This window comes from Helicobacter pylori, from assembly GCF_030323545.1.
In the GTDB taxonomy this organism is placed as follows: Bacteria; Campylobacterota; Campylobacteria; order Campylobacterales; family Helicobacteraceae; genus Helicobacter; species Helicobacter pylori_CO.
In genome coordinates this window covers 529,743-554,213 of the sequence record NZ_CP122954.1, presented here as the reverse complement: position 1 = coordinate 554,213, position 24,471 = coordinate 529,743, and the positions used below count along the sequence as shown (strand labels likewise).

The following is a 24,471-nucleotide window of genomic DNA, read 5'->3' as shown; positions in this document are numbered from 1 at the left end:
TATGACTTGTTTGAGTTAAAATTAAAGAACTTTTTAAAGCTTGTCTTTAAAAACGAAATGTAATTATAGACATGCAATGCTTAAAGTTTGCTTAAAGTTTTTGGGATTTGAAAGAAATTTTAGAGTTTGAAAGAAATTTTAGAGTTGGAAAGGAATGGATAAAAGTTATTGGAAATGATGGGGGAGCGATTGGATATGGGGGTAGAGAATAAAGCTTTAATATTAGGATAAACGCATCATCAAATAAAAACGCATCATTAAATTAAACACATCATTAAATAAAAACAAACGCATCACCATTTAAAATAAGATAAAAACGCATCATCATTAAAAAATAAATACGCACCATTAACCATTGATTGAATACCGCTAGATACAATACTATGAGTTATCTTTTTTTCAAAAAAGGGGTAGAAATGGCATTCAATCATTCAATCATTCAATCATTCAATCATTCAATCATTCAATCATTCAATCATTCAATCATTCAAGCAACGCTACCATAACTTTTATCACTTTTACCAAAACCTATTTAAAAATCTTTTACTCTTTATTATTCCCTCTACTATTAACCTTTTCATTAACCCACACCGCAATCTTTTTAAACCATTTGATTCCATAAGCCCCATTTTTAAATCAGTGGGGCTTACAGAGTTAAATTCAATACAAGGAGAAGATAATGGCAAAAGTAGAAGTGGAGTTAAAAAAACTCCATCAAATTTTAGTGGATGCTGAATATTTTTATCAGGTTCCCGATTACCAACGCCCTTATGTGTGGGATAAGGATCATTTAGGGGCTTTGATTGATGATTTAGTGGGCAGCTATACAAACAATAGAGAAGATGAATATTTTTGCGGCTCTATTGTGATCACTGAAAATCCAAAAGATAAAAGATGGGATGTTGTGGATGGCCAACAGCGGTTAACGAGTTTTATCATTCTGGCTTGCACGATTTTAAGGCTTTATAAACACAGGTTAGAGCAAAAATCTAAAGATTTTATTGAAGGGAGTATTTATGATAAATACGATAAAGAAAAAGAGCGTCTGAAGTTCTTAACCGCTCAAAATTACAATAGCATTTTTGAAAACACGGTGTTAAACCATTTGGAGTTTGAAGACAACATTAAAAAGAGCGAGTTGAATAAAAAATTTGAAGAAAACACTTATTTGCGTAACGCTTATTATTTTAGAGAGCTATTGAATGAGAGCGTGGAAAATGGTTCAATAAGCGATATGGATGATTTTGTCAAGTGGTTTTATGAACATATTAGGTTGACCAGGATCATTTGTTTTGATCAAGACAGCGCGATGCAAATCTTTCAAGTGCTAAACGATAGAGGCCAACCCTTAAGCCCTATTGATATTTTAAAATCCAATTTAATGCAAGAAATCAAACAAGATAGTGAAAAGCGTAAGGATTTTATAACCACTTGGGACAAATTGGTTGAAGCTTGCAAGAGCGTTGAAGGCATAGATATTGATTTGGAAGACTTTTTTAACATGTATTTGGAGTACGCTGATCCTAGCGTTTCTAAAAAGAGAGCCGATAAGGGATTAAAAAAGGTATTCAAAGACAGCAAAAAAGACGCTTGCGGGTTCATCTATGAGGTCAGCGAGTTCATGAAAGCCTATACCGCATTGCTAAAAAAACAAGACCGACACATCTATTTATTGAGGTATCTCCCCTCTAGGTATTGGGCCAGCATTTTAACGACCGCCCTTTATGTCAAATACCCTGATTTTGACGCTTTGAAAAAGCTTTTGGTGTCTTATTATTACCAAACTTGGATTGCAGGAGGCACGATCACGCGCATCAAGCAAACGAGCATCAACATTATCAAAAACGTTAAAAGCAATAAGAGCGTTAAAACCATCAAAGAGCTTATATTGAATAACATCGACTCTTATAACACCTTTAACCAATACCGCTATAACTTATGGGATAGCCCTTCTGTTTATCCTAGCAAATGGGTGCGTCCTGTCTTAGCCCTAGCTAATTATTTCATGGCAGATGAAGAGAAACCTCATTTTATCGTTATGGATGCCGAAACCCAAGTGGAGCATATTTTGCCCCAAAAGCCCAAAAAAGGCAGTCAATGGAACGCAGATTTTGACAAAGAAAAAAGAGAAAAATGGGTAAATAATATCGCGAATTTAACCCTTTTAAAGCGCAAAAAGAACGCAAAAGCTTTAAATGGGGATTTTGATGAAAAAAGAAAAATTTATGGCGGCAAAGACCCAAGCAAAGTGATTAGCTGTTATGACATCACTAAAGAATTGTATAGCAACTATAGGAAGTGGAATGAGAAGTCTCTCCAAGAGCGATACGACTTTTTGTATGGAATTATCACGCCCATTTTACACATAGAAGGGTAAGAAGAAGAATTTGAAGAGGAATGTGAAGATGATTTTGATCTAGAATGATTAAAGATTGCTAAGCATCAAAACAACAAAGAGGTGATCAATGCCTAAAAAAGAGCTATTAAAGATGTCAAAGAAAAGGATTTTTAAAGACTTCTTAAAAGAAGCCAAACAACACCGCCCCATTGTTTTCTATACAGACAATGATTGTGATGGCATGTTGGCTGGCAGCGTTTTAATGTCTATGTGTTACAGATTGGGTATTAAAGATTTCTTTTTCTTTAGCCCCTTAAGGAATGCGCATGGCTATGGTTTCACTGATTTAGCCATAAATGATTTATTGTCTCAACCTTGCATCTTTAACCCTAAAACCAACCAATTAGTCCGCCTAGATCACATTAAAAACCAATTTCAAAAAGACCCCTTATTGTTTAGCGCTGATTTGGGGGCAGATTTAGTTTCTAACATAGAATTACAAAAAATCTTATTAGAACATTTTGAACAATGCATCATCACAGACCACCATAAGAGTTTTGAAGTTGATTTGATTGATAAAAATAAAATCGCCTACATTAACCTGAATGATGAAAAAGACGCTAACTATTATAGCGGGGCTTTCACAAGCGCTTTAGTCTTTGGTCAAATCTTTCAAACGCAAACCACTCCTTTAGAAAACGAATTGATCGCTATCACGCTTTTAAGCGATTGCATTGATTTGGATCATGGGGATAATTTGGATATGGTTTTGAATTTAGTGCGAGTTAAACATGAGCGCATTCAATGCTTTTTCAAAGACAAAGATCTTTCTTTAGCCCAAGACGATTTAGATGAGATTTCTAACTTATACGGCTTTAATTGCATCAATTACATCAACGCTTTAAGCCGTTTGAGTGGGGCTAGAGAGTTTAAGGGTTGTTATGATAGCTATTTGCATTATCTGGTTTTAAAGCATTTCAATCCCATAAACGATCCACGCTTAAGCGTCTTTAATGTTAAGGAATTCAAAAGATACAACGACATTAAAAAGAAAATGGTGAAAGAAGGCGAAGAAAACGCTCAAATTTTTTCTTGCAACAAAATATTAGTGGCTCTTTTAGATGAAAGCTGCTCTGTTAAATGGGGTATCAGCGGTTTAGTGGCCAATAACTTTTTAAAAAAATACCCTTTCAATCGCTCCCTTTGTATCTATAAAGACAATAAAGACGGGTATAGCGGTAGCGCTAGAGGTGATGGGGATTTTTTAAGCCAGATTAAAACCATTCCTTTAATACAAGCTGGCGGGCATGAGGAAGCTTTTGGGTTGAGCTTTGCAAAAGAGGATTTTAAAAAAGTGATAAAAAGCTTACAAGCCTTATAAGGTCAAATAACGCTAAGGATGGATTTTAAAAAAGGACTTGACATGTTAATGGATTATGATTTTTTATTGTTATTGAATGATGAAAACGGGAAGCCAACCAGATACTACTATTTGTTACAAGATTTTGAAAAGGATTTTGTGGCTAGAGAAGTGGCTCAAAATGGAGCGAAGCGATTCGTTAAGGAGATCATTGGGAGAGAGAAAGCCTCTAAAGCTAAAAACAGCACCCTTGAAGTTTCTAACACGAAGTCTTCGGCTATTAAGAACGAAACGGCTAAAAGCGGCGATCTTAAAAAGGTGTGTGAGAAAATCAAAAGCGGGCTACCCTTTGGGATCATCTCAGCCTTTAAACCCTTTAAAGACGCTTTTTACAGAGATTTCAATAATGATGAGCAAAAATTACTGATAGGGGCAGCTAAAAGCGGTTGCATTCAATCTAGCACTGATAAACTGGCTCAGTTAAGAACGCGCTTACTTTATTGGCAGGACAAATCGGTTAAAGTGGATTGGGATAAACCCATTTTGATTAAGGACTTCTTTAAAGGCAATAATTACCTTTATAGGAGGCTTTGTTTTTTATTGGGGAAGCATTTTATGGACAGATTTTTAAAAAATAACGCTAAGGCGAGCGTGAAAGACTTTATGTCTAGTAAGGAGTTTGTCGCTAAATACCGATACACCCCCAAGCAAAATACAGAAAGAGCGAAAAAGTTACAATCGTATTTAGAGAGCAAGCGTGATTTTATAGGGTTTGTTCAAACGCTTAACTCTTTAAAAGACAACCCGCAAGATCCTTTTTTACCCCATGAAGAAACGAGCTTTTTGGTGTTCGCTAATGAGCCTACTATTGTATTTAATTTAATGGACTATTTATTGGTGTTAGTGCAAATATTCAACCAACAAGCGATCTGTTATTGTGGAAGCAAAGGCTCTATAGAATTAATCAACGCTTCACCGGGTGAGGACTTTAACAAGACACAAGATAGCTTCTCAGACATCAAATTCTCAATACCCAATCAATTAGAACAATCCCTCAACGCTCTTAAAAACAAACTAGCCGCATTCTTTTCAAAACACCCTGATAAACATAACGGCATGGAGTTTAATGAAATCGCTAAAACTCAAATAGAAGCGCTTTATATGCCACAATCTGGCGGTGGTTTTGATGATTTTCGCGAACATCTTGAAGAGAGCATTAAAAGTTTTATCAGAATGAAACAAAATCGTGGTTATCCTAAAATCTTTGATGTTGCGGACATAGAACAAGAAGAGAGGGAAGTCATTAAATGGCGAGAAAAAGAGAGAGCGTCAAAACAAAGCTATAAACAAAACCTTCAAATCAACAAAATCGCTAGCGATTTAAAGCGTCATCAAATAGTGGATAAAAGAACGATTTTAAGCGTGATAGACGCTGATATGGATCGTGGTTTTATCCCGCCTAAAGATTTGTTAAAGCAATTAGAAAAAATCAGCGCTTCTCTTTCTAAAGACATCGTAATAGCGATAAAGCAAGTAGAAAAATTAGAGCTTAACTACGCGCTAATAGACAATATCCAACACAACACGCTTGATGACACGCTTAATTTTACTTTTATTGTTGGGGATTCTTTGAGCGTTCAGTCGCTTTATGTTACCTTTGATCTTGTGATTGACATGGATAGACCTATGAGCGAGCAGTTCCTCAACCATATTGGGGAATTGGGGAGTTTTGAATCTAGAGAGGAAGCGTTAGAGTGTGTGCGATTATCGCAAACTAAACTGATCGTTGAAGTGCCCAGAGAAGCGCTAAAAAATGCGGAATTATCGCAAATTGAAGAAATATTGACTGGCTGTATTTTTAATGGCGCTTACCGCTTTCAAAACGATCTTAAGGGCAATAGACATGGAAATTTTAAATAAAATTCACACCACAACAAGGAGGAAAAAGCCATGCTGAAAAGATAAAGGACATTGAACGGATGATTATAGCGGATTTTAAAATTTTTTATCAAGGAGTATTTTATGGGTTTTCAAAACGAAAATCAGTTAAAAGTAGGAGCGTCGGTCAAAGCCACAATCAACGGCAAAGTGGTGGAGGCTAAAGTCATTAATATTGGGTTTAATCGTGTAACCTTAAGGAGCCAAAAAGGCAACGAAGCCACTTACGCTTTCAATAGCGAAAAATTCTTAAAATGGTTTAAGGAAGTGCCTTTGAATGAAGTTGCGAATAATCACGCTGAAACAAGCGGAGAGGATTTGTTAAAAGGGATTAAAATCGTTACGAGCGGTCCGAGTGTTAAAGAAAGGACTACTACTCCTAAAGAGGATAGGTTTAAACTCGCTTTTGGATTTAAGACTACTGATGATAAGACTAGCTTTGAGATTATTGCGGAGGATTATACTTTAAGCGAGAGAAAAAGTAGGCTTGGGGCGTTATTCTCTCCTATGTTTTTTGAGGGTAGTGGTAATCAAGCGGTCGCTATCATTCTTACCGCTCTTTATTATGCGGAGGGTTTAAATAAGCATAGCGACGCGGAGTGGAGTGCTATGATTGAAAGCCGAGATGTGGAAAAATGCGACCTTACGACATTTGACAACTTGGATAGAGTTGCAACGACTTTATTCTGTGGCGTGATTAAAGGATATGCGGAGGGTAATAAGGAGTTTGAAAAAGAACTTAACGACTTTTCTCCTGATGGTTTTTGGGCTACGACTTTACCTAAAAACAAAAATGAGGCGATGTTTGTGGCGCAACTCTTATGCGATGGCGGTATCAATAAGTATGGTTTAAGCTGTGCGGGTCTTACTAAAAACTTGCTAAAAGACATTTTTAACAATATTGGACTAGCAACTACTAAAGAGGTTGATGAGCATCTCGCTAATTTAGATAAAGAGGAGGCAGAGTTAAAAGAATAACCCCCCCCCTGTGGGGCGGCTCTCTTTTATTCTCTCTTTTTCTCTTTTATTTTTCTTTTATTGATTGATAGCGATTAAAGTCGTTTAAATCCTTTGTAGCGCTCTTTAAGAAATCGTGCGCAGATACCCGTTTTCGCTCAGCATGACATACAAGCGCCCCATGATTTCTTTCTTTTCTTCCATGTCCAGTTGGTTGTTGTCTTCAATTTTTTGTTTTAAAAGGCGCTCAATTTCTTTAGTGTCATAGTCCAAATCGTCTAGCACATCTAAAATCGTTTGGGCTTCGCAAATATCTTCCACTTCATAATCACCTTTTTCATCAAAAACCACGCTAAATTCCGTAGGGTGCGTGAATAAATTGTGCTTCATGCCTAAAACTTCTTGATACGCTCCCACTAAAAAGAACGCTAAAAAGTATTCTTCTTCATCTATATCTATATCATGCAAAAACAAGGGCTTTGTGGAATCAAAAGCGATTTCCCCATCGCTATCGCAAGTAATATCCCACAAGCTCGCGCTCCTGGTGGGCTTTTCGTCTAATTTATTCAAGGGCATGACCGGGAAATTCTGTCTCAAGCCCCAATAATCCGGCAAGCTTTGGAAAAACGAGCAATTCAATAAATAGCGCTCTTGGACCTGCTCTTGAATGCGTAAAATATCGTTATGATCCTTAACATAAAGCAATTGCACCGCTTTTTTGACGATCAAATGGGCTAAAACTTCAGTGTTGCTCCTGTCAATCAAATCAATATAACCCAGATCAAAAAGCGTGAATAGCGACTCGGTGTGATCAAAACTATCGTGCAAGTATTCAATGGCGTTTTTTTCATTGATATTAGCAAGCAAGTCTAGCATTTCATCAATCAAAGGAGGGTTATTATTTTCTTTGATTTTTAGGGATTTTTCATTGTATTCATGCGAAAACAATTCTAACACCGGGGCCACTAAAACGGCATGGTTAGCGGAAATATAACGGCCTGATTCAATGAAAATATCCGGCTCTATTTCCTGCTTATTTTTCACAATTTCCCTCAATAAAAACACCACATCAGCGCTGAATTCCTCTAAAGTGTAGTTTTTATCTTGGTGGTGCTTGTGTTGGGTGTATTCTACGGCTAACCCCCCTCCAATATTCACGCTATTAAGATTTTTAGCGCCCATTTTACGCAATTCTGCATACAAGTTACCCGCTTCTCTTAAAGCCTTTTTTAAGGGCGAAATATCGCTGATTTGAGAGCCTATGTGGAAATGTATCATGTGGAAATGCTCTAACAAGTCGTTTTCTTCTAAAAGGCGCATCGCTTCTAAAACTTCAGTGCTGCTAAGACCAAATTTAGAATTGATCCCCCCACTCTTTGCCCAAACGCCAGTGCCAGTGCTGTGCAAACGGATGCGAATGCCAATTTTAGGGCAGGCTAAAAACTCGTTTTGTTTAGCCACGGCGATAATGGTTTTTAACTCATTCAAACCCTCAATCGTTAAAGTGATTTCATGCTGCATGCTTTTAGCGATGAAGCCAAGCTCAATCATTTCTTTGTCTTTAAAGCCATTCACGGTGATAGGGGCTGTGGGGTTGGTGTAACTCATCGCAATAATGAGTTCAGATTTACTCCCGGCCTCTAACCCGTAATTCAGACCCTTAGCCCCCTGCACTAAAGGGAAAACAAACGAAGGCATTTGATTGACTTTTAAAGGGAAAACCGCCTTAAAAGCCCCGCTGTATTGATACTCTTTAATCGCTGAAGAAAACGCATCAAACAGGCTTTTGATTTGTTTTTGCACCAAATGGGGGAATCGCACCAACAAAGGCCCTCTATAGCCCTTATCGCGCACGCTTTGAACGATTTCTAAAAGCGAGGGGTTTTTGCCATGACAAACTTTAACCAAGCCTTTTTCTATCTTAAATTCGTTATTACTCCAAAATTTAATCCCATAATCATGGACTTCTTGCATTTTTTATCCTTTTGTTACGATAGGGTTTTAAAGAGATGGGGGTTATTTTTAAAATCTCTGATCGCTTCTTCATAAACTTTTTCAATTTGAATGACTGAATTTTCTAAAGTGTAATTTAAAGCGCTTTTAGCGTATTCGTTTTGCATCCTTTCTCTTTCAAGCTTGTTTTCTAACCACCAGTCTATTTTAGCGCTCAAATCTTTAGCGTTATTAGGCTCAAATAACGATCGTTCATCTAGCGCAAATTGCCTGGTCGCGCTTAAAGGGCTATTAGCAATAACAGGCACAATCCCCACACTAATAGCCTCTAAACACGCAATCGCTTCGCTTTCCACATTGGCTGTGTGCGCATAAAGGGTGCAAGTTTTTAAAATCTCTAACAATTCATTAGAATTGACAAACCCAAACTCCGTTTTCACGCCTAGTTTTTGGGCTAAAAGTTTGATTTTTTTCTCATCAGGCCCTTTGCCTTTGAGTAATAATACAATATCTTGTTTGTATTTGCTTAAAGCAACCGCTTTGATTAAAACGCTTTGATTTTTTTCATTAGAATAGCGCCCTACCATAGCGATTTTAAAGGGCGTGGTGTCAAAAAGGCTTTTTTGCGGGTGTTCAAATCTAAACATGGGATCAAAGCCGTTAGAAATAGCGTATTTTTTCCCTCCATAGTTGTATTTTTCTAATTCTTCTACAATGAATTTTGACGGGCAATGGATATGGTGGATATAGCGGTAATGCGAAGATTTAAACCACGAAAAAAGCATCATGTTAAACCAAGAAAACCACCCCAATTTCATGTTATAAGAAATATGCTCTGGCTGTAAATGGAAAGAACCAATATAAGGCACTTGCATTTCTCGCGCGATTTTTACGGCTGTCTTTTCTAGCAAAAAAGGCAAATAAGTATGGATCATATCCGCTCCCTTAAAAGCCTTTCTTAAGATTTTTTCATCCGGTTTAGCAAAAAGAATGTGTTGTTTGTGTGAAATTTCTGTAACTAGGGGGATATAACGCTCTTTAAGGTTGTAATACCCTTCTTCTTCACTCCCTAAATTATCCACATGAGGGGCAACCACCCTCATAACATGCCCTCTTTTTTTCAGTGCTTCAAAAAAACGAAACGCCGTCATAGAAGTGCCATTACTGGTGTCTTTAAAGCTATCCACGACTAAAACAATAACCATTGAACTACTCTTCTTTAAAATTGAATTTAAAAGGCTTTTTATCAAACACCACGATTTCTATCATTCCCTCTAAAACCTGAATGTCTAACACAAACGCCTCTATTTTGATTTCAGCTTTTTTCACGCCATCTTGAATCACTTGCGCTTTAATGAGCGCTTCTTGATTCAATTCTAGGGGGGCATAAAAATTGATGTTATTAGAAACCACCACGCTGTGTCTTTTATTCAACGCGCACAAGGCCGCATAATTGCACGCAATCAGCACAAACCCGGCATGCACAAAATTTTCTTCATACACCATGCTTTCATTGCCCTTGAAACGCGCATGGGCTATATCTTTTTCTAAAACGACCAATTCAGTGCCAACGCTTGGTTTGAAATTCTTACAAGTCTCTAAAGAGTCATAATCCACACGAACGACTGATTCTTGCACTATCTTAATCCTTTATAAAAACTAACGCTTGCTTGGTTTAAGCATTTTAAAATACCCCCTTAAAGGAGCGTCATACCCCTCTAAAGTTTTAGAGGGATCTGTTTTATCCAAAAAATCTTCCAAACTCTGCCCCAAAATAAAATCCGTTTTACGCTGTTCTTTAGGCGTGGTCTTTAAGACGCTAAGAATCTCAAAATTTTCAAACCCTACCCTTTCGCACCACCCTTTTAGCGCGCCAACACTGGGGATAAAATAAACATTTTTCATTTTAGCATAAGTTTTTTTAGGGCAAAGGGCGATGTCTAAGGGCGAATCAATGATTAAAGTATCCAACACCAACTCCCCTTTTATCTTTAAAGCATGATACAAGGCTTTTAAAGCCTCTAGCGGGCTTTTTCTGTGGTATAGCACCCCTAAGCAAAAAATGACATCAAAAGCGTTAGAATATTTTTCATGCAAATCCTCTACCCCTAAAGACTCATAAATGATTTTTTTTTCTTTATCAAAAAAGGGGGCTAAAAATTCAAATTGTTTTTTGACTAAAACGCCCGGATCAAACCCCACCAAACTTTTAGGCCCATGTTCTAGCATTTTAAACAAGTAATAGCCGTTATTGCAACCCACATCAGCCACAACCTTATCTTTTAAAGGAGTGGCGTTTTTGACCAGATCCCATTTAATGGAGCTATCCCATTCGCTATCAATCTTGATTTGAGAAATTTTAAAAGGGCCTTTACGCCATGGCCTTAACGCCATGATTTCTTCTAAAAGGGTTTTTGGATTGAGATTGTCGTTACAAATGAGCATGACTTACCATAGCGTGGGGGTTTTTTTAAAAAGAGGGGGGTTTAAAAGGGATTCTAAATGATGAGAGCTAATCCCATAAATAAAAGCGAAATTAAACGCTAAATTTCTTAATTGCTCTTTTAAGTTGTTTTGAGTGGTGTAACAATAAGGGTTATTTTTTTCAAAGAAAGCCGTGCTGTTTTTACGACAAAACACGACAATTTTCCCCCACGATAAAGTCTCAAGGGCTTTTTGAAGCATCATTTCAAACAATTCTTTTGACGCCTCAGCGACAACCACCCTTGCCGTTGCACCATAGGGGGCTATTTCTAAATTTTTATTCACAAAAAAGGGTTTGCAATGATCTAGTGGGCATTCTTTTTTGCCTAAAAGATTCAAATCAAACTCAATTTGTAATTTCTCGCACAATTGAATCACCCTTTTTAAAGGCTCTAAAAAGATGCATGGCATTTTGAATTCGTATTCTTGTTTTTCATAGACTAAAGCGTTGCAAAAAAACGATTGGTTGAGAACGCTTAAACGGCTTTCCTTTAAATCTTCTTTCAAGCGCTCTTGCTTATAAAACAAATGGAGCCACTCCAATTTATCAAAAAAGGCTATTTTACACCCCTCTATAATGAATAAATCTTCAAGGCTCTCTTTCAAGCACCACACAAAATCGCTCATGATGATTTTAGAAGCGATCTCTAATTCTATGGGGCTTAACAGCACCCCGACCACGCGCTCATTCAACAAACAAAATTTAAACAAATGATTCAAAGAATGCTCTATATCTTTAAGCTTGATCCATGCCACATCCCTATCGCTTAAAGGATATTCTCCTGTATATAAAATCCCATAAGCCCCTAACTCTAAAGCTTTAGGAATGAGAGTGTGATCTTTGGCTACAAATAAAGAGCCTTTTTGGACTTTGTTTAAAGACAAAACAATAGAATTAAAATAGCTGATTGAGGGCGTGTTTTGCAATTCGCCCAAACTCAATTCTACGGCTTCATTCACCCCTAATCGCATTTAGCTGATCAAACTTCCTGCAATTTTTTCTCTGGTAGGGCTAATTAAAGCCAGATTATGGCTATCTCGCACCGCCAAAATCATGCCCTCACTCATTTCACCCATAAGCTTTGCGGGTTTTAAATTAGCCACCACGCACACCATTTGACCCACCAAACTTTCAGGCTCATAATCCAAAGCGATCCCTGAAATAATCTGCCTCAAATAACCTTCGCCTAAATCCACTTTCAAGCGCAGTAATTTATTGGATTTTTCAATCCTTTGAGCTTCTTTGATAAGCCCCACTTTGATCTCTACTTTTTTAAAATCCTCAATGCTGATATAGTTTTCTTGTTTTAGTGGGGCTTTTTCTTTTCTATCTTTTTTTTCTTTTTCGTTTTTTTCTGGTGGGATTTCTCCCGCTTTTTCAGTCTTTTCAATTTTCTCCATTTTTGAAAATAAAGGTTCGGTGTCTTGTAAAATCATATCTTGTAATTCTTTAGCCTTAAAAAAGCGTTCGTAATTATTGGGCGTGATTTCTGCATGAAAAGCGCTCGCTAATTTCACAGCGCTCTTTGGCATGAACGCATAGAGTAAAAAGCTTGATTGCAAAAGCGCGTTTGCGATCAAACTCAATAAGGCTTCTAGTTTTTCTGATTCGTTGTTTTTGTGCAAAACCCACGGCTCTTCTTTAGCGATGAGTTTGTTTAAAAAATCATAAATGTTAAACAATTCTTCTAAAGCTTTATGCAATTGCATTTTAGGCACAAAAGAATTGGCGTTGTCTAAAATTTGATGCGCTTTTTCTAGCTCTTTAGAATAATAAGCGGTGATTTTGGCGCTTTTTAGAGAATAATTGAAATATTTTTTAGCCATGCCTAGCAAACGATTCAGCAAATTCCCCAAATCGTTGTTCAAATTCGCATTGATCCTTTCTATTAACGCTTTTTTAGAAAAATCCCCATCTTGCCCAAAAGGCACTTCACGCAATAAAAAATAGCGTAATTCTTCAATCCCATACTCCATAGCAATTTTTTGAGCGTCTAAAACATTACCCAAGCTCTTACTCATTTTCACGCCCTCTATCGTCCACCACCCATGCACGCAAAGCTGTTTGAATAAGGGCAGATTCAAACTCATCAAAAAAGCTGGCCAATAAATAGCATGGAAGCGTAAAATATCCTTACCCACAATATGCCTAGCGCGTTCAAAATGCGCCATTTTATTGTCTAAACCATTCAAATACCCTAACGCGCTCGCATAATTCAATAAAGCGTCCAACCAAACATACACCACATGTTTAGGATCGTTCATTTTTTTAGGCAAAGGAATGCCCCATTCAAAGCTCGTGCGCGTGATAGACAAATCCAATAAACCCTGCTCAATAAAAGAAGTTACCTCATTTTTACGATAAACGGGCAAAATCGCTTCAGGGTTTTTAGCGTAAAAATCCAATAAAGGCTTCTCATACGCGCTCAATCTGAAAAAATAACTCTCTTCTTCTAAAAGCGTGGTTTCTCTCAAGCAATCAGGGCATAAGACTTTATCGTTCGTATTGTCCGTTTTAGAGATCGCGCAATAACTCTCACAACTCACGCAATAATACCCGCTATAAGCGCCTTTATAAATATCCCCTTTTTCAAACATGATTTCAAAGGCGTTTTGCACGCATTTTTGATGCTCGCTGTCTGTGGTGCGGATAAAACCATCATAATCTAAATTGAAAAAATCCCACTGGTTTTTAAAAATCGTGCTAATGCTATCAGCGTAAGCTTTAGGGCTTTGATTTCTCAATCTCGCGCTTTGTTCGATCTTTTGCCCATGCTCATCGGTGCCGGTTAAAAAAAAGACTTCTTCGCCTTGAAGCGTGTAATACTTCTTTAAAGTGTCCGCAATCAAAGTCGTATAAGCATGGCCAATATGGGGAATATCATTCACATAATAAATGGGGGTTGTGATCAGTGATTTTTGCATCTTTATAATCGTGTTACCTTAAATTTGTTTAAATCTCTTAATTTTAACATGCTTTTAAAAATTTAGAGAATAGAGGTTGCATTTATGCTTATTTGTGGGGTGTTTTTAGCTTAAAATTCATTATAATTAACGCTCAAAAAATTGAAAAATAAGTTAAGGAATAGACAGATGATTTCAAAATTTTTGCTCAAAAACATGTTCAAGCAGTGGAAAAACGGCGATTATCAGGTCGTTTTTTGGGATAATAGCGTTTATAGGAATGGCGAACATTCGCCTAAATTCACCCTTAAAATCCATCGCCCCTTAAAATTTAGCGATATTAAAAAAGACATGTCTTTGACGATCGCTGAGGCTTATATGGACGGCGTGATTGATATTGAAGGCTCTATGGATGAGGTGATGCATTCTTTGTATTTGCAAACCAATTATGAGCATTTGCACAAACATGACAACGCTAAAGCTATCCAAAAACCCCTTAAAGAAAGCTCCAACATTTCTAAACATTACGATCTAGGGAATGACTTTTATTCTATCTGGCTAGATGAAACCTTAAGCTATTCATGCGCGTATTTCAAAAAAGACGATGACACCCTCCATGCCGCCCAGCTCCAAAAATTAGATCACACTTTAAAAAAGCTCCACCTAAAGCCGGGCGAAAAACTGCTGGATATAGGCTGTGGTTGGGGCTATCTCTCTGTAAAAGCTGCACAAGAATACGGGGCGGAAGTGATGGGGATCACCATTTCTAGCGAGCAATACAAACAGGCTAACAAACGAGTCCAAGAGCTAGGGTTAGAGAATAAAGTAACGATCAAATTATTGAATTACCAGGATTTAGACGGGCGTTTGTACCGCTTTGATAAGGTAGTGAGCGTGGGCATGTTTGAGCATGTGGGTAAGGATAATTTGCCCTTTTATTTCAAAAAAGTTAAAGAAGTGTTAAAAACGGGTGGGATGTTTTTGCTCCACTCCATTTTATGCTGTTTTGAAGGCAAGACTAACGCATGGGTGGATAAATACATCTTCCCGGGCGGCTACTTGCCCTCTTTAAGAGAAGTGATGAGCGTGATGAGCGAATGCGACTTCCACTTGCTCATGGCTGAAAGCTTACGCATCCATTACGCTAAGACTTTAGACATTTGGCGAGACAACTTCAACCACAATCTAGATCAAGTGAAAAGACTCGGCTATGATGAACGCTTTATCCGCATGTGGGATCTGTATTTAAGAACTTGCGCGTCCGCCTTTAGGGTAGGGAGCGCGGATTTATTCCAATTGCTTTTAACCAACAGCGTGGATAACACTTTCCCCTTAACCAAAGAATACATCTACCAATAATTTCAGATTTTAGCCCCTTCTTTTAGGCTAACTTCTGGCAAACTCTCCACATACAAACTCTGTGATGGGAAAGCAAAACTCAAATGGTGCTTTTCTACAATCCCCATGATTTTTAGCATCACGTCTTCTTTGACTTCTAGCCACTCTTCCCAAACCACCGTCTTAGAAAAGCAATACACCAAAATATTAATAGAGCTGTCCGCAAATTGATCCAAAAAGACAAACAGATTGTTTTTATACCCTAAAAAATCGTCAATAGAAACAATATCTTTTTTAAACATGTAGCGGTAATCGCTCGCGTTTTGCAAAGCGCTATCGGCTCCATTGGCGATTTTAGGGTGGTTTTCTAACATTTCTTTAATGTCTTTCACGCAAAGCTGTAAAGCGCTTTGACTGGAGCTATAAGTTAAGCCTATTTCCATTTTAATACGCCTTCCCACTTTACGACGGCTCCAATTTCTGATGGGTTTTCCGGCTAATTCTGAATTAGGCACGGACAAAAGAGCGTTATCAAAGGCTCTGATCGTGGTGCGTCTTAACCCCATTTCCACCACCGTGCCCTCCACTTCACCGCACACGATCCAATCCCCTTGAGAAAACGAATTGTCTAATAATAAAATGACAGAAGCAAAAAAATTCGCCAACACATCTTTAACCGCCAAAGCCACCGCTAACCCCCCAATCCCTAAAGAAGCGATAATGGCTGAAACATTAAACCCCAGTTGTTTCAAAACCCCTAAAAGCGCGACAATAAAGATCAAAAAATACACGACTTTTAAAATCAAGTTGATCACTTCTTTTCTAAAATTGTGCGTGCTTTTGGTAGCCATATTCGTAACTAACGCTTCCCCATAGCCTTTAAAAAGCGCTATCACTAACCATGCTAAAAGCATGATATACACCGCACCCACCCACATAGAAACTTTAGGGGGCGATGCGTTAGGGTAGTAGAAAATGTCTAAAGCCACATCGCAACTAAACAGGGCTAAAAAGACAGAAACCGGCGAAACAATGCTTTTTTGCACATTGACATGCATTTTTTTATTGCGTTGCATGATTTCAAAAATCCAATCCAGCAATAAAGCTAAAAGCCAAGTGATCAACTTCCTTAAGCCCAACAATAAGGCTAAAATCATCAAAGCAAGTGCAATCTTACTCACTTGCAAACTATGGGTCGTGAAAGGCAAGACCTTGCTGATTTTGTTTAACACAAAATCCATATTCACTTCCATGATCAGGTTTTTAGGAAGCACTTCTTTAGGGTGGTTTTTAATGTAACGCAAGACTTCGGTATAAGTGTTCAAACGCAATTCATAATCGCTAAACATCTGCTCTAATTCATGCATTTTGACATTGTCTAAATTTTTAGGGAAAGTGTAGAGTTTGAATTGCCCTAAACGCAAAAGGAAAGCATCGCTGATACTTTCCACATCTTTTTGTTCGCTAAAAATATCAATACTGCTCCTGATTTTATCTATAAAACGATACAAAATTTCATCTATCAACAAAATATCTAAAGACAATCTATCTTTCATGAAAGTGTAGAAATTATCGCCCTTAATGCTTCTAGACAAACGCTTTTTGATTTTCTCTTGCTCTTTTAAATTTTGATTGATATCAATGCCAATTTTATCCCTTTCATTCAACACTTTAGAAGTCAAACTTTTAATCAAATCATTCTTTTGGGTGTTATACAGAGAGACTTCAGCGCTTCTTTCAGGGTTTTTTTTGTAAGTTTCAATGACTTGATTGAGCTGGTTGATTTGATTGAAAATTAAAAACAGATCCACCGCATCTGTTTCATGCTCTTCAACCGCTCTCAAAGGATTTAAAAAGAGCGATAATACCAATACCCACCACAATAATAAACGCATGCGAAACCCCACTCAAACAAGATAAAATTTTTCTCACAATTTCTAGCGATTATACCAAAAATTAGAAACGCTTCACCCCATAAAGTTACCCATGCAATTTGAAAACGCTTTTTGTTTATCCCTAAAAAGCGGGCTTTAGCTCAATTGTGAGCCTTTTTTTAGATCGCTATGTCGCTTGATGCGATGTGTTTTGAGTATTTTTACATTTTACAATTAAAATACAGCCTTAATTTTTAACAAGTCTTGCTTTATTTAATATTTTTATAGTAGGATTTTGCATAGGTCGTAGTCAAAAAGCTTTCCCTGTTCGGTGCGATAAAGTCACGGATAATGTGCATGTCTTTTATTCTTACATATTTCTCATTTTTTAGGTTTTTATAACCGCTTTTATTAATGTCTTCATGCAAGATTTGTGTTTTAGAGATTTCCAACCCTATCACTTGTAATCGGGCTATTTTGATGATCAATCTTTAGAAGAAAAAACCATAAAAATGTAGTATCCTATGCCTACTAGAAAAACAAGAATCAAAAAAATGAGTAATCCCCACTCTAAAGAATCCATAACTCCTCTTTAAAGAATGTCAAAAGTGGTGCGCTTGGCAGGACTCGAACCTGCGACCTACGGCTTAGAAGGCTGTTGCTCTATCCAGCTGAGCTACAAGCGCATGATACTTAGCGTTAGGTGGTGCGCCCGAAGGGAGTCGAACCCCTAACCCCCAGATCCGAAGTCTGGTGCTCTATCCAATTGAGCTACGAACGCTTACAATTCAAATAAAGAAACGACTAATATAAATTTGGTAAAACGCTTATTTAATGAGATGGGGTGGAAGATGGGAATTGAACCCACGACCCTCAGGACCACAATCTGATGCTCTAACCGACTGAGCTACTCCCACCATTCAATGAAAGGAAGCGACATTCTACCAAAGAATTTTAAACAGAACAATAAATTATGCAAAAAAGTGGTCGGGGCGAAAGGATTCGAACCTTCGACCCCTTGGTCCCAAACCAAGTGCGCTAACCAGACTGCGCTACGCCCCGAAATTTTCACATGAAGCACTATTATAGCTGAATTTTCTGATTTTTGAGTGTGATTTTTCAAAAATGCCGCTAAAATCAAAAGCGGAACTCAAAAATTGTATTAATTCCAACTCCCCCACCCTTTTAAAAAGCTACTTTTTAAAAACAGCTCTCAATGATTTTTAAGCTTTTTGTTTCTTAAAACTACTTCCGTTTTTTCATTTCACTAGAAACTTTTTCATAATGTTCCATGTGTTTTTTGCTTAACTCTTTGGTGATATTCACCATCACTTTGTGATAGGCTTGATTCATGATTTTTCTAATGGCTTGGTCATGGTCGGTTTCTTTAATCTTATGCACAAAAGTTTTGGGGACAAAACCTCCAGAATTGGCACGGCTCAATTCCACTCTTTCAATCACAGCCTTAATCTTTGAAACATCAATACCAAAACTATGGATAATATCTTCACTTTTTGGCTCAACAAAATTCAAGTTCAAATACCCTGAAGACATGTCTATCACTCTTTCTTCGCTAATCGCATCGCTCCCTTCTACAATATCTTCTAAGATAGCCACATTCCCATCCATGCGTAAAACGAGCAACGCTTTTTCTTTGATGTCTTGAGGGATTTCGCTAGCATCTTGAAATTGCGAAACGCTATAGCCTTTTCTCTCTAAAAAACTGCTCAATTGGAGGAATAAAGACTTCTCAAACTCTTTTTGATAATTTTCAGGGATAACCTTATTAGCTTCTATCTTAGGATCGATTAAAACGACTAAATGACCATTTTTAGGCTCTTGCTTGCCTTTAATAGGATAGTGGAAATGCAACTCCACAGACTCGCCCATATTATTGTGCTGTTGCTTTGCAGGCATTCCATCAGCTAGAGCCGTATAAAACGCCCCACTCGCTAATAACGATCCTAAAACGATTGCCAAACTACCTTTTTTCATTAACTTCCTTTCTTTCTTTTTCTTTAAAATCAATTCCTAATCTTACCCAAAAAATCCCACTTTTAGTGCTATTTTTTAAGATAATCATTCCCATTCAATCGTTCCTGGTGGCTTAGAAGTAATATCATACACCACCCTATTGATACCGCTCACTTCATTAGTGATACGATTAGAAACCTTTTCTAAAAAAGAATGCTCCAAAAATGAAAAGCTCGCTGTCATGCCATCGCTCGCATTCACCGCTCTTAAACAAATAGCGTTTTCATAAGTGCGATTATCCCCCATAACCCCCACAGAATTGACATTCAACAGCACGCAAAAAGCCTGCCAAACCTTGTCATACAAATTGGCTTTTTTAAGCTCTTCTATAAAAATAAAATCCGCTTCTTGCAAGCGTTTGATCTTACTCTCGCTGACTTCGCCTAAAATCCTTACCGCAAGTCCAGGCCCTGGAAAGGGGTGGCGCATTAAAAAATCCTGGCTAACGCCCAATTCCTTACCCAACAAACGCACCTCATCTTTAAACAATTCCCTTAAAGGCTCTATGAGTTTAAAATCCATCCATTCAGGCAGTCCGCCCACATTATGGTGGGTTTTGATCACTTTTGAAGGCCCTTTAACGCTCACGGATTCAATCACATCAGGGTATAAAGTGCCTTGGGCTAAAAACTCAATTTTGCCTTTTAAATGGTGCTTCTTGGCTTCTTTTTCAAACACTTCAATAAAGGTTTCGCCGATGATTTTTCGCTTCAATTCAGGCTCGCTCACGCCCTTTAATTTAGACAAAAAGATTCCTTTAGCGTCTATCGTGTTTAAAGGGATTTGCAAGTCTTTAAACATCGCTTGCACCCTTTCTTTTTCATTTTTACGCAACAAGCCATGATCCACAAAAACAGCGATCAAATTATCCTTAATGGCTCTGTGCAACAGCGTAGCGACCACCGTAGAATCCACGCCCCCACTCACCGCGCACAAAACCTTAGCGTTAGCAATTTTTTCTTTCAACCTTGCAACTTCTCTTTGAGCGAAATGCTGCATCCCCCAAGTTTTTTCACAGCCACAAACCAAAAGGGCAAAATTTTCTAAAATCTTACCCCCTTCTTCGCTTTGAACGACTTCTGGGTGGAATTGCAAGCCAAAAATCTTGCCGTTTTCAATCGCGCAATGGGGGGAATTAGGGCTTTTTGCAAGGGTAGTGAAGCCTTTAGGCAGTTCTATGACTTTATCCATATGACTCATCCACACAAGGCTTTTGGTTTTCACGCCTTCAAAAATCACAGAATCTTGGGTGATTTCTAAAACAGCCTTACCAAATTCTTGCTCGTTCGCACCAACCACTACCCCCCCCAAAAAATCCACCAAATACTGCATGCCGTAGCAAATCCCTAAAATCGGCACATTTAAATCAAAGATTTTCCCACTAGGCTTGTAAGCGTCTTTAGCATACACGCTCGCTGGCCCCCCACTCAAAATCAAACCTTTAGGGGCTTTTTTTTGAATGTTTTCTATGCTTTCAAAAAAAGGGACTATTTCTGTATAAATCCCGCTCTCTCTCAATCTTCTAGCAATCAGCTGTGTGTATTGGCTCCCAAAATCTAATACTAAAATCATCGCTCATTCTTTATTTTTGTGGGATCTGTGTTTTATTGTATTGATTCTTGTAATTCACCCTATAGCTTTCAGCCAATGCGGGCACTTTTTGCACAAACCAGCGTTCTAATTTTTCTAATTCGTATCTGTAATTTCCACCTTTTGAGCAATATTGAGTATCAATCAGCGAAAACGCATAGAGCGTTTTATTTTCTTTAGATTGGAATAAAAACTCCTTATGGAATAGCGCTTTTTCAGGCATGCCGCTCATCAGAGCCTCAGGCAATAAAAAAGCGTCAAAATCACAAAGCACCTTTTTACTCAATTTGTTGCTTTTGGTAACCACAAAAACGATCTCTTTTCTCATGTCTTGTTTAAAAGCTAATGAAAGCACATTCAAAAAGGGCGGGGTTAAACTTTTATCCACCCTAATCTTAAAAGCTTTAGAATCCCCTAATAAGACTCCCATAGACAAAACCAACCCCATGCAACATTTCAAACTCGTTTGAAAAATATTCATCTTTTATCCTTATAAGCGTCAATATTGAAAACAGAAATTAAACACATTGATTGGGTATTATAATATAAAAATTGAGAATTACGCTTCAGCTTGGCTAGTGGTCAAGTCTTTAGCGTTTAAGTCTTTCTAAAACACTCTCATGCTAGTATGTTCACTTTTTTTAAGCCCCAATAATGCTTGGTGTTGAAATGGAATGATAGGGCTTGACCAGTTCATACTTTCTAAGTCTTCTGATATTAACTAAGGCGGTATTGGCTGAAATGGCTTGTGTCATGCTGCTTGTGGGGCGCAAAGAAGTGAGCGTATTCACATGCCCTCCATTGCATCGTGGGTTTCTAACCCTGACATCTTCTGGGTCATACCACGCCCCTTTTTGGATACTCAAAACCCCTTGACGGATATTCTTAGTTACAAACGCTCCTGCTAACAACCTCCCCCTAGCGTTAAACACTTCTACAATTTCACCATGCCTAATGCCTAATTTATTAGCGTCTAGTTCGTTGATCATTACAGGCTCTCTGCCTTGAATTTTATACACATTCCTAACCCAAGTGTTATCAAGCTGTGAATTGACACGGTATTTTGGGTGCGGAGAGATTAAATGGAACGGATAAGTCTCAGCCATTTTAGAGCCTAACCACTCAGCTGGCTCAAACCAAGTAGGATGCCCTTTAAAATCGGCCAATTTAAAATCCGCGCATTTTTGAGAAAAAATTTGAATTTTCCCGCTCTCTGTATCCAGCTTATTATTAATAGGGTCTTGCCTGAATTTCGCATGACGCACAAACTTTCTCGCATTTTCAGGGATTTCAAACTCCACAAAGCCATCCCTCCAAAATTGATCAAACGATTTCAAAGTAGGGCCATCGCTTTTTTCATAAAGGCTCTTAATCCATTCCATGTAACTCTTAGATTCCGTGAATTTCTGCTCTGTTTCATTGCCCCCAATGCGTAAAGCAAGCTGTCTGAAAATTTCATAATCGTCTTTAGATTCATAAACAGGCTCTACCACCTTACGCATGGCATAAACCACATTTTTAGAATAACTCCCTCCAAAAGTAATATCATCTCTTTCCATAGTGCTAGTGGAAGCAAAGACAATATCAGCAAATTTTGCCGTAGGCGTCCACCAAGGCTCATGCACGATCACGCAATCTAAGGTCCTTAAAGCGCGAATCAGCTCGTTTGTATCAGCTTCATGCCCCAACAAATCCGTCCCGCAATTGTAGATCATTTTGATTTTAGGTAATTTAAGTTTTTTACCCATAAAATCAATTTCTTTATCCGGATTCAAAATCGCTTCAGAAATTCTAGATGCTGGAATAACGCTTTTTACAGAATTATGCCCTTGCGAAATCATAGGAACAATTCTTGCCCCAGAGCTCGCTTGAGCGTTTCCTCCATAATGCATAGAAAAGCCAAAGCCCCCACCAGATAAGCCCACTTGACCAATCATACTGGCTAAAACAATTAACGCCCAATCCGGTTGCTCGCCATGCTGAGCTCTTTGCATGGCCCAATTACCCGCTAAAAAAGTGCGCTTAGAGACAAATAAATCCGCTAATTCTTTGATTTTTTCTGCACTCACTCCAGTGATTTGAGACGCCCATTCTAAAGTCTTAGGCACATTATCGCTCTCTCCTAGCAAATAGGGTAAAAATTTATCAAAACCATCAGTGCATTTAGCGATAAACGCTTTATCGTATTGGTTGCTCGTATAAAGATAATGCATCATGCCTAGCATTAACGCTACATCAGTATTAGGGCGGATGGGTATCCATTCAGCACTGAAGGCTTGAGCGGTTTCGGTATAAATGGGATCGATACTGATGAATTTAATACCAGCTCTTTTATACTTAGGGTAGTAGCTGTCATTGACATGGTTTGGCACAAAATAATCAATGCGGTTGCACTTGAATAAATCCGCCCCCCACATGACATACACCTTACAATTTTTAATCATCTCTTCATGAGTGGTTTGTTGCGAATAAACTTCCATCCCCTACAATCATAGGGTTTATTCTTGCAGCCGCGCCAATAGCCCCCCCTAAAGTCGTGTTAAAAAAACGCCATGCTAAATGATGACAACGATGCAAGCTACCCGCATGCCCCCAGCCGCCATAACTGGCATTATAGATGTTTTCTTTAGGGATTTCTTTAAGCTTTTTAGCCGCTAAATCCAACGCCACATCCCAACTCACGCGCACAAACTCTTCTCTCCCGCGCAATTCTTTGTGGTTTTTTTTGTTTTCTAAAAAGCTCTTACGCACGCAAGGATACTTCACCCTACTATCTGAATACACCCTATCTGCCATCGCTTTTAACATCATGGTAGGGTTATAATCGCTCTTTTGGGGGACAATATCTTTAATTACTCCATTTTGAACCTTTGCGATAAAGGGGCCAAAATGCGTTGCATGCGGAATGGATTCTACTTTTTCAAAAACACCAACAGCTTTCAAAACATTAGCACTAGCGAGCGCGATTGGGATTTTTGTTAGGATACTTCTGCGTGAAATGGACATGGTTCTCCTTCAAGCTTGCATTCTGTTAAAACACCCCAAATTCTAACATAGATTCACCTAAAATTACCGCTAATAAGCCCTCAGCATGGGCGTTAATTTAAACTACTTTTTATTCACGCTGCTCATGTCAGCGACTTTCCCCCACATCAAGCGGTATTTCCTCTTCATAAATTCAATTTCTTCTCTCGCTTGATTGAGTTCATCTCGCAAAAGATCGATGGTTTTTTTATCTTCTTCATAGACTTCTTGCATAGAGATTAAAGCGTCTTTTAAAAACATGTTTTCATTTTTAAAGGCTGAAATCGTTTCATCTTTAGCGCTAATGACCTTATCATGCAAGTTTAAAATCGTGTTAATGGTCTTTTCCATAAACACAGGTTCTAAAGAACGCCCGTTCATATCCATAGAAATCAAATTATTTTCTACCTTTTTGATTAAAGCGTTTGTCCCGCTGCTCGCATCAATTAAAAGCTTGTTGTGGCTTATTTTGCTCTTGATTTTACCAAGATTCACTAATTCCAAGATCCTTTCTTTAGGAAGCCCTGAAAGGCGGCTAAACTCTTCTAATTCAAGCCATGCTAAAGCGCTCAAATCTTCTAAAACCACCGGCTCTTTTAACTCTCGCTCTTTATCCTCTACCTCTTGCTCATTTGGTTGCACCGCTTGCGCTTTGTTCAAATCTAAAATATCCAAAT

General features: G+C 38.1%; 16 protein-coding genes, 4 tRNA genes and 1 pseudogene. 5 read left to right on the top strand and 16 right to left on the bottom strand.

Annotation, left to right across the window (positions count from 1 at the left end; translation table 11 throughout):
• The first annotated feature begins 679 nt into the window (after nucleotides 1–679).
• From QAP06_RS02710 to QAP06_RS02695, 4 genes are all read left to right on the top strand, one after another.
• Nucleotides 680–2,377, top strand: a complete 1,698-nt coding sequence (locus tag QAP06_RS02710; RefSeq protein ID WP_286466361.1) for a DUF262 domain-containing protein — start codon at nucleotides 680–682, stop codon at nucleotides 2,375–2,377.
• 88 nt (nucleotides 2,378–2,465) lie between these two features.
• A complete protein-coding gene (locus tag QAP06_RS02705) occupies nucleotides 2,466–3,719 on the top strand; it encodes a DHH family phosphoesterase (RefSeq protein WP_286466354.1) in 1,254 nt (417 codons plus the stop codon).
• A 42-nt stretch (nucleotides 3,720–3,761) separates the two neighbouring features.
• Nucleotides 3,762–5,618: a hypothetical protein gene (locus tag QAP06_RS02700; protein WP_286466353.1), complete on the top strand. Its 1,857-nt coding sequence runs from the start codon at nucleotides 3,762–3,764 to the stop codon at nucleotides 5,616–5,618.
• Between the two features lie 102 nt (nucleotides 5,619–5,720).
• Nucleotides 5,721–6,614: a hypothetical protein gene (locus tag QAP06_RS02695; protein ID WP_286465827.1), complete on the top strand. Its 894-nt coding sequence runs from the start codon at nucleotides 5,721–5,723 to the stop codon at nucleotides 6,612–6,614.
• Between the two features lie 105 nt (nucleotides 6,615–6,719).
• On the opposite strand, the gene speA is transcribed toward QAP06_RS02695, so the two are convergent.
• Genes speA through metG form a run of 6 tightly spaced genes read right to left on the bottom strand, consistent with a single transcriptional unit; the run spans nucleotide 6,720 to nucleotide 13,955 of the window.
• Nucleotides 6,720–8,567 (bottom strand): arginine decarboxylase, encoded by a 1,848-nt coding sequence (gene speA, locus QAP06_RS02690; protein ID WP_058338194.1) that lies wholly within the window; start codon nucleotides 8,565–8,567, stop codon nucleotides 6,720–6,722.
• Nucleotides 8,568–8,581: 14 nt separating this feature from the next.
• Nucleotides 8,582–9,751, bottom strand: a complete 1,170-nt coding sequence (locus QAP06_RS02685) for a glycosyltransferase family 4 protein (RefSeq protein WP_000237281.1) — start codon at nucleotides 9,749–9,751, stop codon at nucleotides 8,582–8,584.
• Nucleotides 9,752–9,755: 4 nt separating this feature from the next.
• Entirely contained in the window at nucleotides 9,756–10,184 is a 429-nt protein-coding gene (locus tag QAP06_RS02680) for a hotdog domain-containing protein (protein WP_001158316.1), read from the bottom strand.
• Between the two features lie 21 nt (nucleotides 10,185–10,205).
• A complete protein-coding gene (gene cmoB / locus QAP06_RS02675) occupies nucleotides 10,206–10,991 on the bottom strand; it encodes a tRNA 5-methoxyuridine(34)/uridine 5-oxyacetic acid(34) synthase CmoB (RefSeq protein WP_286466348.1) in 786 nt (261 codons plus the stop codon).
• Between the two features lie 3 nt (nucleotides 10,992–10,994).
• Entirely contained in the window at nucleotides 10,995–12,002 is a 1,008-nt protein-coding gene (locus tag QAP06_RS02670) for a ferrochelatase (protein WP_286466343.1), read from the bottom strand.
• Nucleotides 12,003–13,955, bottom strand: coding sequence for a methionine--tRNA ligase (gene metG, locus QAP06_RS02665; protein WP_286466335.1), 1,953 nt, complete (start codon nucleotides 13,953–13,955; stop codon nucleotides 12,003–12,005).
• Nucleotides 13,956–14,123: 168 nt separating this feature from the next.
• Here metG and cfaS point away from each other — a divergent pair, with 168 nt between their 5' ends.
• Complete coding sequence (cfaS, locus tag QAP06_RS02660) at nucleotides 14,124–15,293, top strand: cyclopropane fatty acid synthase (RefSeq protein WP_286466334.1); 1,170 nt, start codon at nucleotides 14,124–14,126, stop codon at nucleotides 15,291–15,293.
• 2 nt (nucleotides 15,294–15,295) lie between these two features.
• Here the strand turns inward: cfaS and QAP06_RS02655 are convergent, their stop codons facing one another.
• The 10 genes and pseudogenes from QAP06_RS02655 to QAP06_RS02610 all read right to left on the bottom strand — a co-directional run bounded on the left by QAP06_RS02655 (nucleotide 15,296) and on the right by QAP06_RS02610 (nucleotide 24,469).
• Nucleotides 15,296–17,167, bottom strand: a complete 1,872-nt coding sequence (locus tag QAP06_RS02655) for a mechanosensitive ion channel family protein (protein WP_286466329.1) — start codon at nucleotides 17,165–17,167, stop codon at nucleotides 15,296–15,298.
• Nucleotides 17,168–17,755: 588 nt separating this feature from the next.
• Nucleotides 17,756–17,832, bottom strand: a tRNA-Arg gene (locus QAP06_RS02650).
• 18 nt (nucleotides 17,833–17,850) lie between these two features.
• A tRNA-Arg gene (locus QAP06_RS02645) sits at nucleotides 17,851–17,927 on the bottom strand.
• A gap of 59 nt (nucleotides 17,928–17,986) precedes the next feature.
• Nucleotides 17,987–18,063: transfer RNA gene (locus QAP06_RS02640), tRNA-His, on the bottom strand.
• A 67-nt stretch (nucleotides 18,064–18,130) separates the two neighbouring features.
• A tRNA-Pro gene (locus QAP06_RS02635) sits at nucleotides 18,131–18,208 on the bottom strand.
• Nucleotides 18,209–18,391: 183 nt separating this feature from the next.
• Nucleotides 18,392–19,141 carry an HpaA2 protein gene (gene hpaA2 / locus QAP06_RS02630; protein ID WP_286466319.1) on the bottom strand — a complete coding sequence of 250 codons (750 nt, stop codon included), beginning with the start codon at nucleotides 19,139–19,141 and terminating at the stop codon, nucleotides 18,392–18,394.
• 84 nt (nucleotides 19,142–19,225) lie between these two features.
• A complete protein-coding gene (guaA, locus tag QAP06_RS02625; protein WP_286466312.1) occupies nucleotides 19,226–20,752 on the bottom strand; it encodes a glutamine-hydrolyzing GMP synthase in 1,527 nt (508 codons plus the stop codon).
• Nucleotides 20,753–20,762: 10 nt separating this feature from the next.
• Nucleotides 20,763–21,251, bottom strand: coding sequence for a hypothetical protein (locus QAP06_RS02620; RefSeq protein ID WP_286466309.1), 489 nt, complete (start codon nucleotides 21,249–21,251; stop codon nucleotides 20,763–20,765).
• Between the two features lie 160 nt (nucleotides 21,252–21,411).
• Nucleotides 21,412–23,776: pseudogene (locus QAP06_RS02615) on the bottom strand (molybdopterin guanine dinucleotide-containing S/N-oxide reductase).
• A 102-nt stretch (nucleotides 23,777–23,878) separates the two neighbouring features.
• The gene (locus QAP06_RS02610; RefSeq protein WP_286466305.1) at nucleotides 23,879–24,469 is read right to left on the bottom strand and encodes a DUF3972 domain-containing protein; all 591 of its coding nucleotides are present in this window, start codon (nucleotides 24,467–24,469) and stop codon (nucleotides 23,879–23,881) included.
• Nucleotides 24,470–24,471 lie beyond the last annotated feature (2 nt).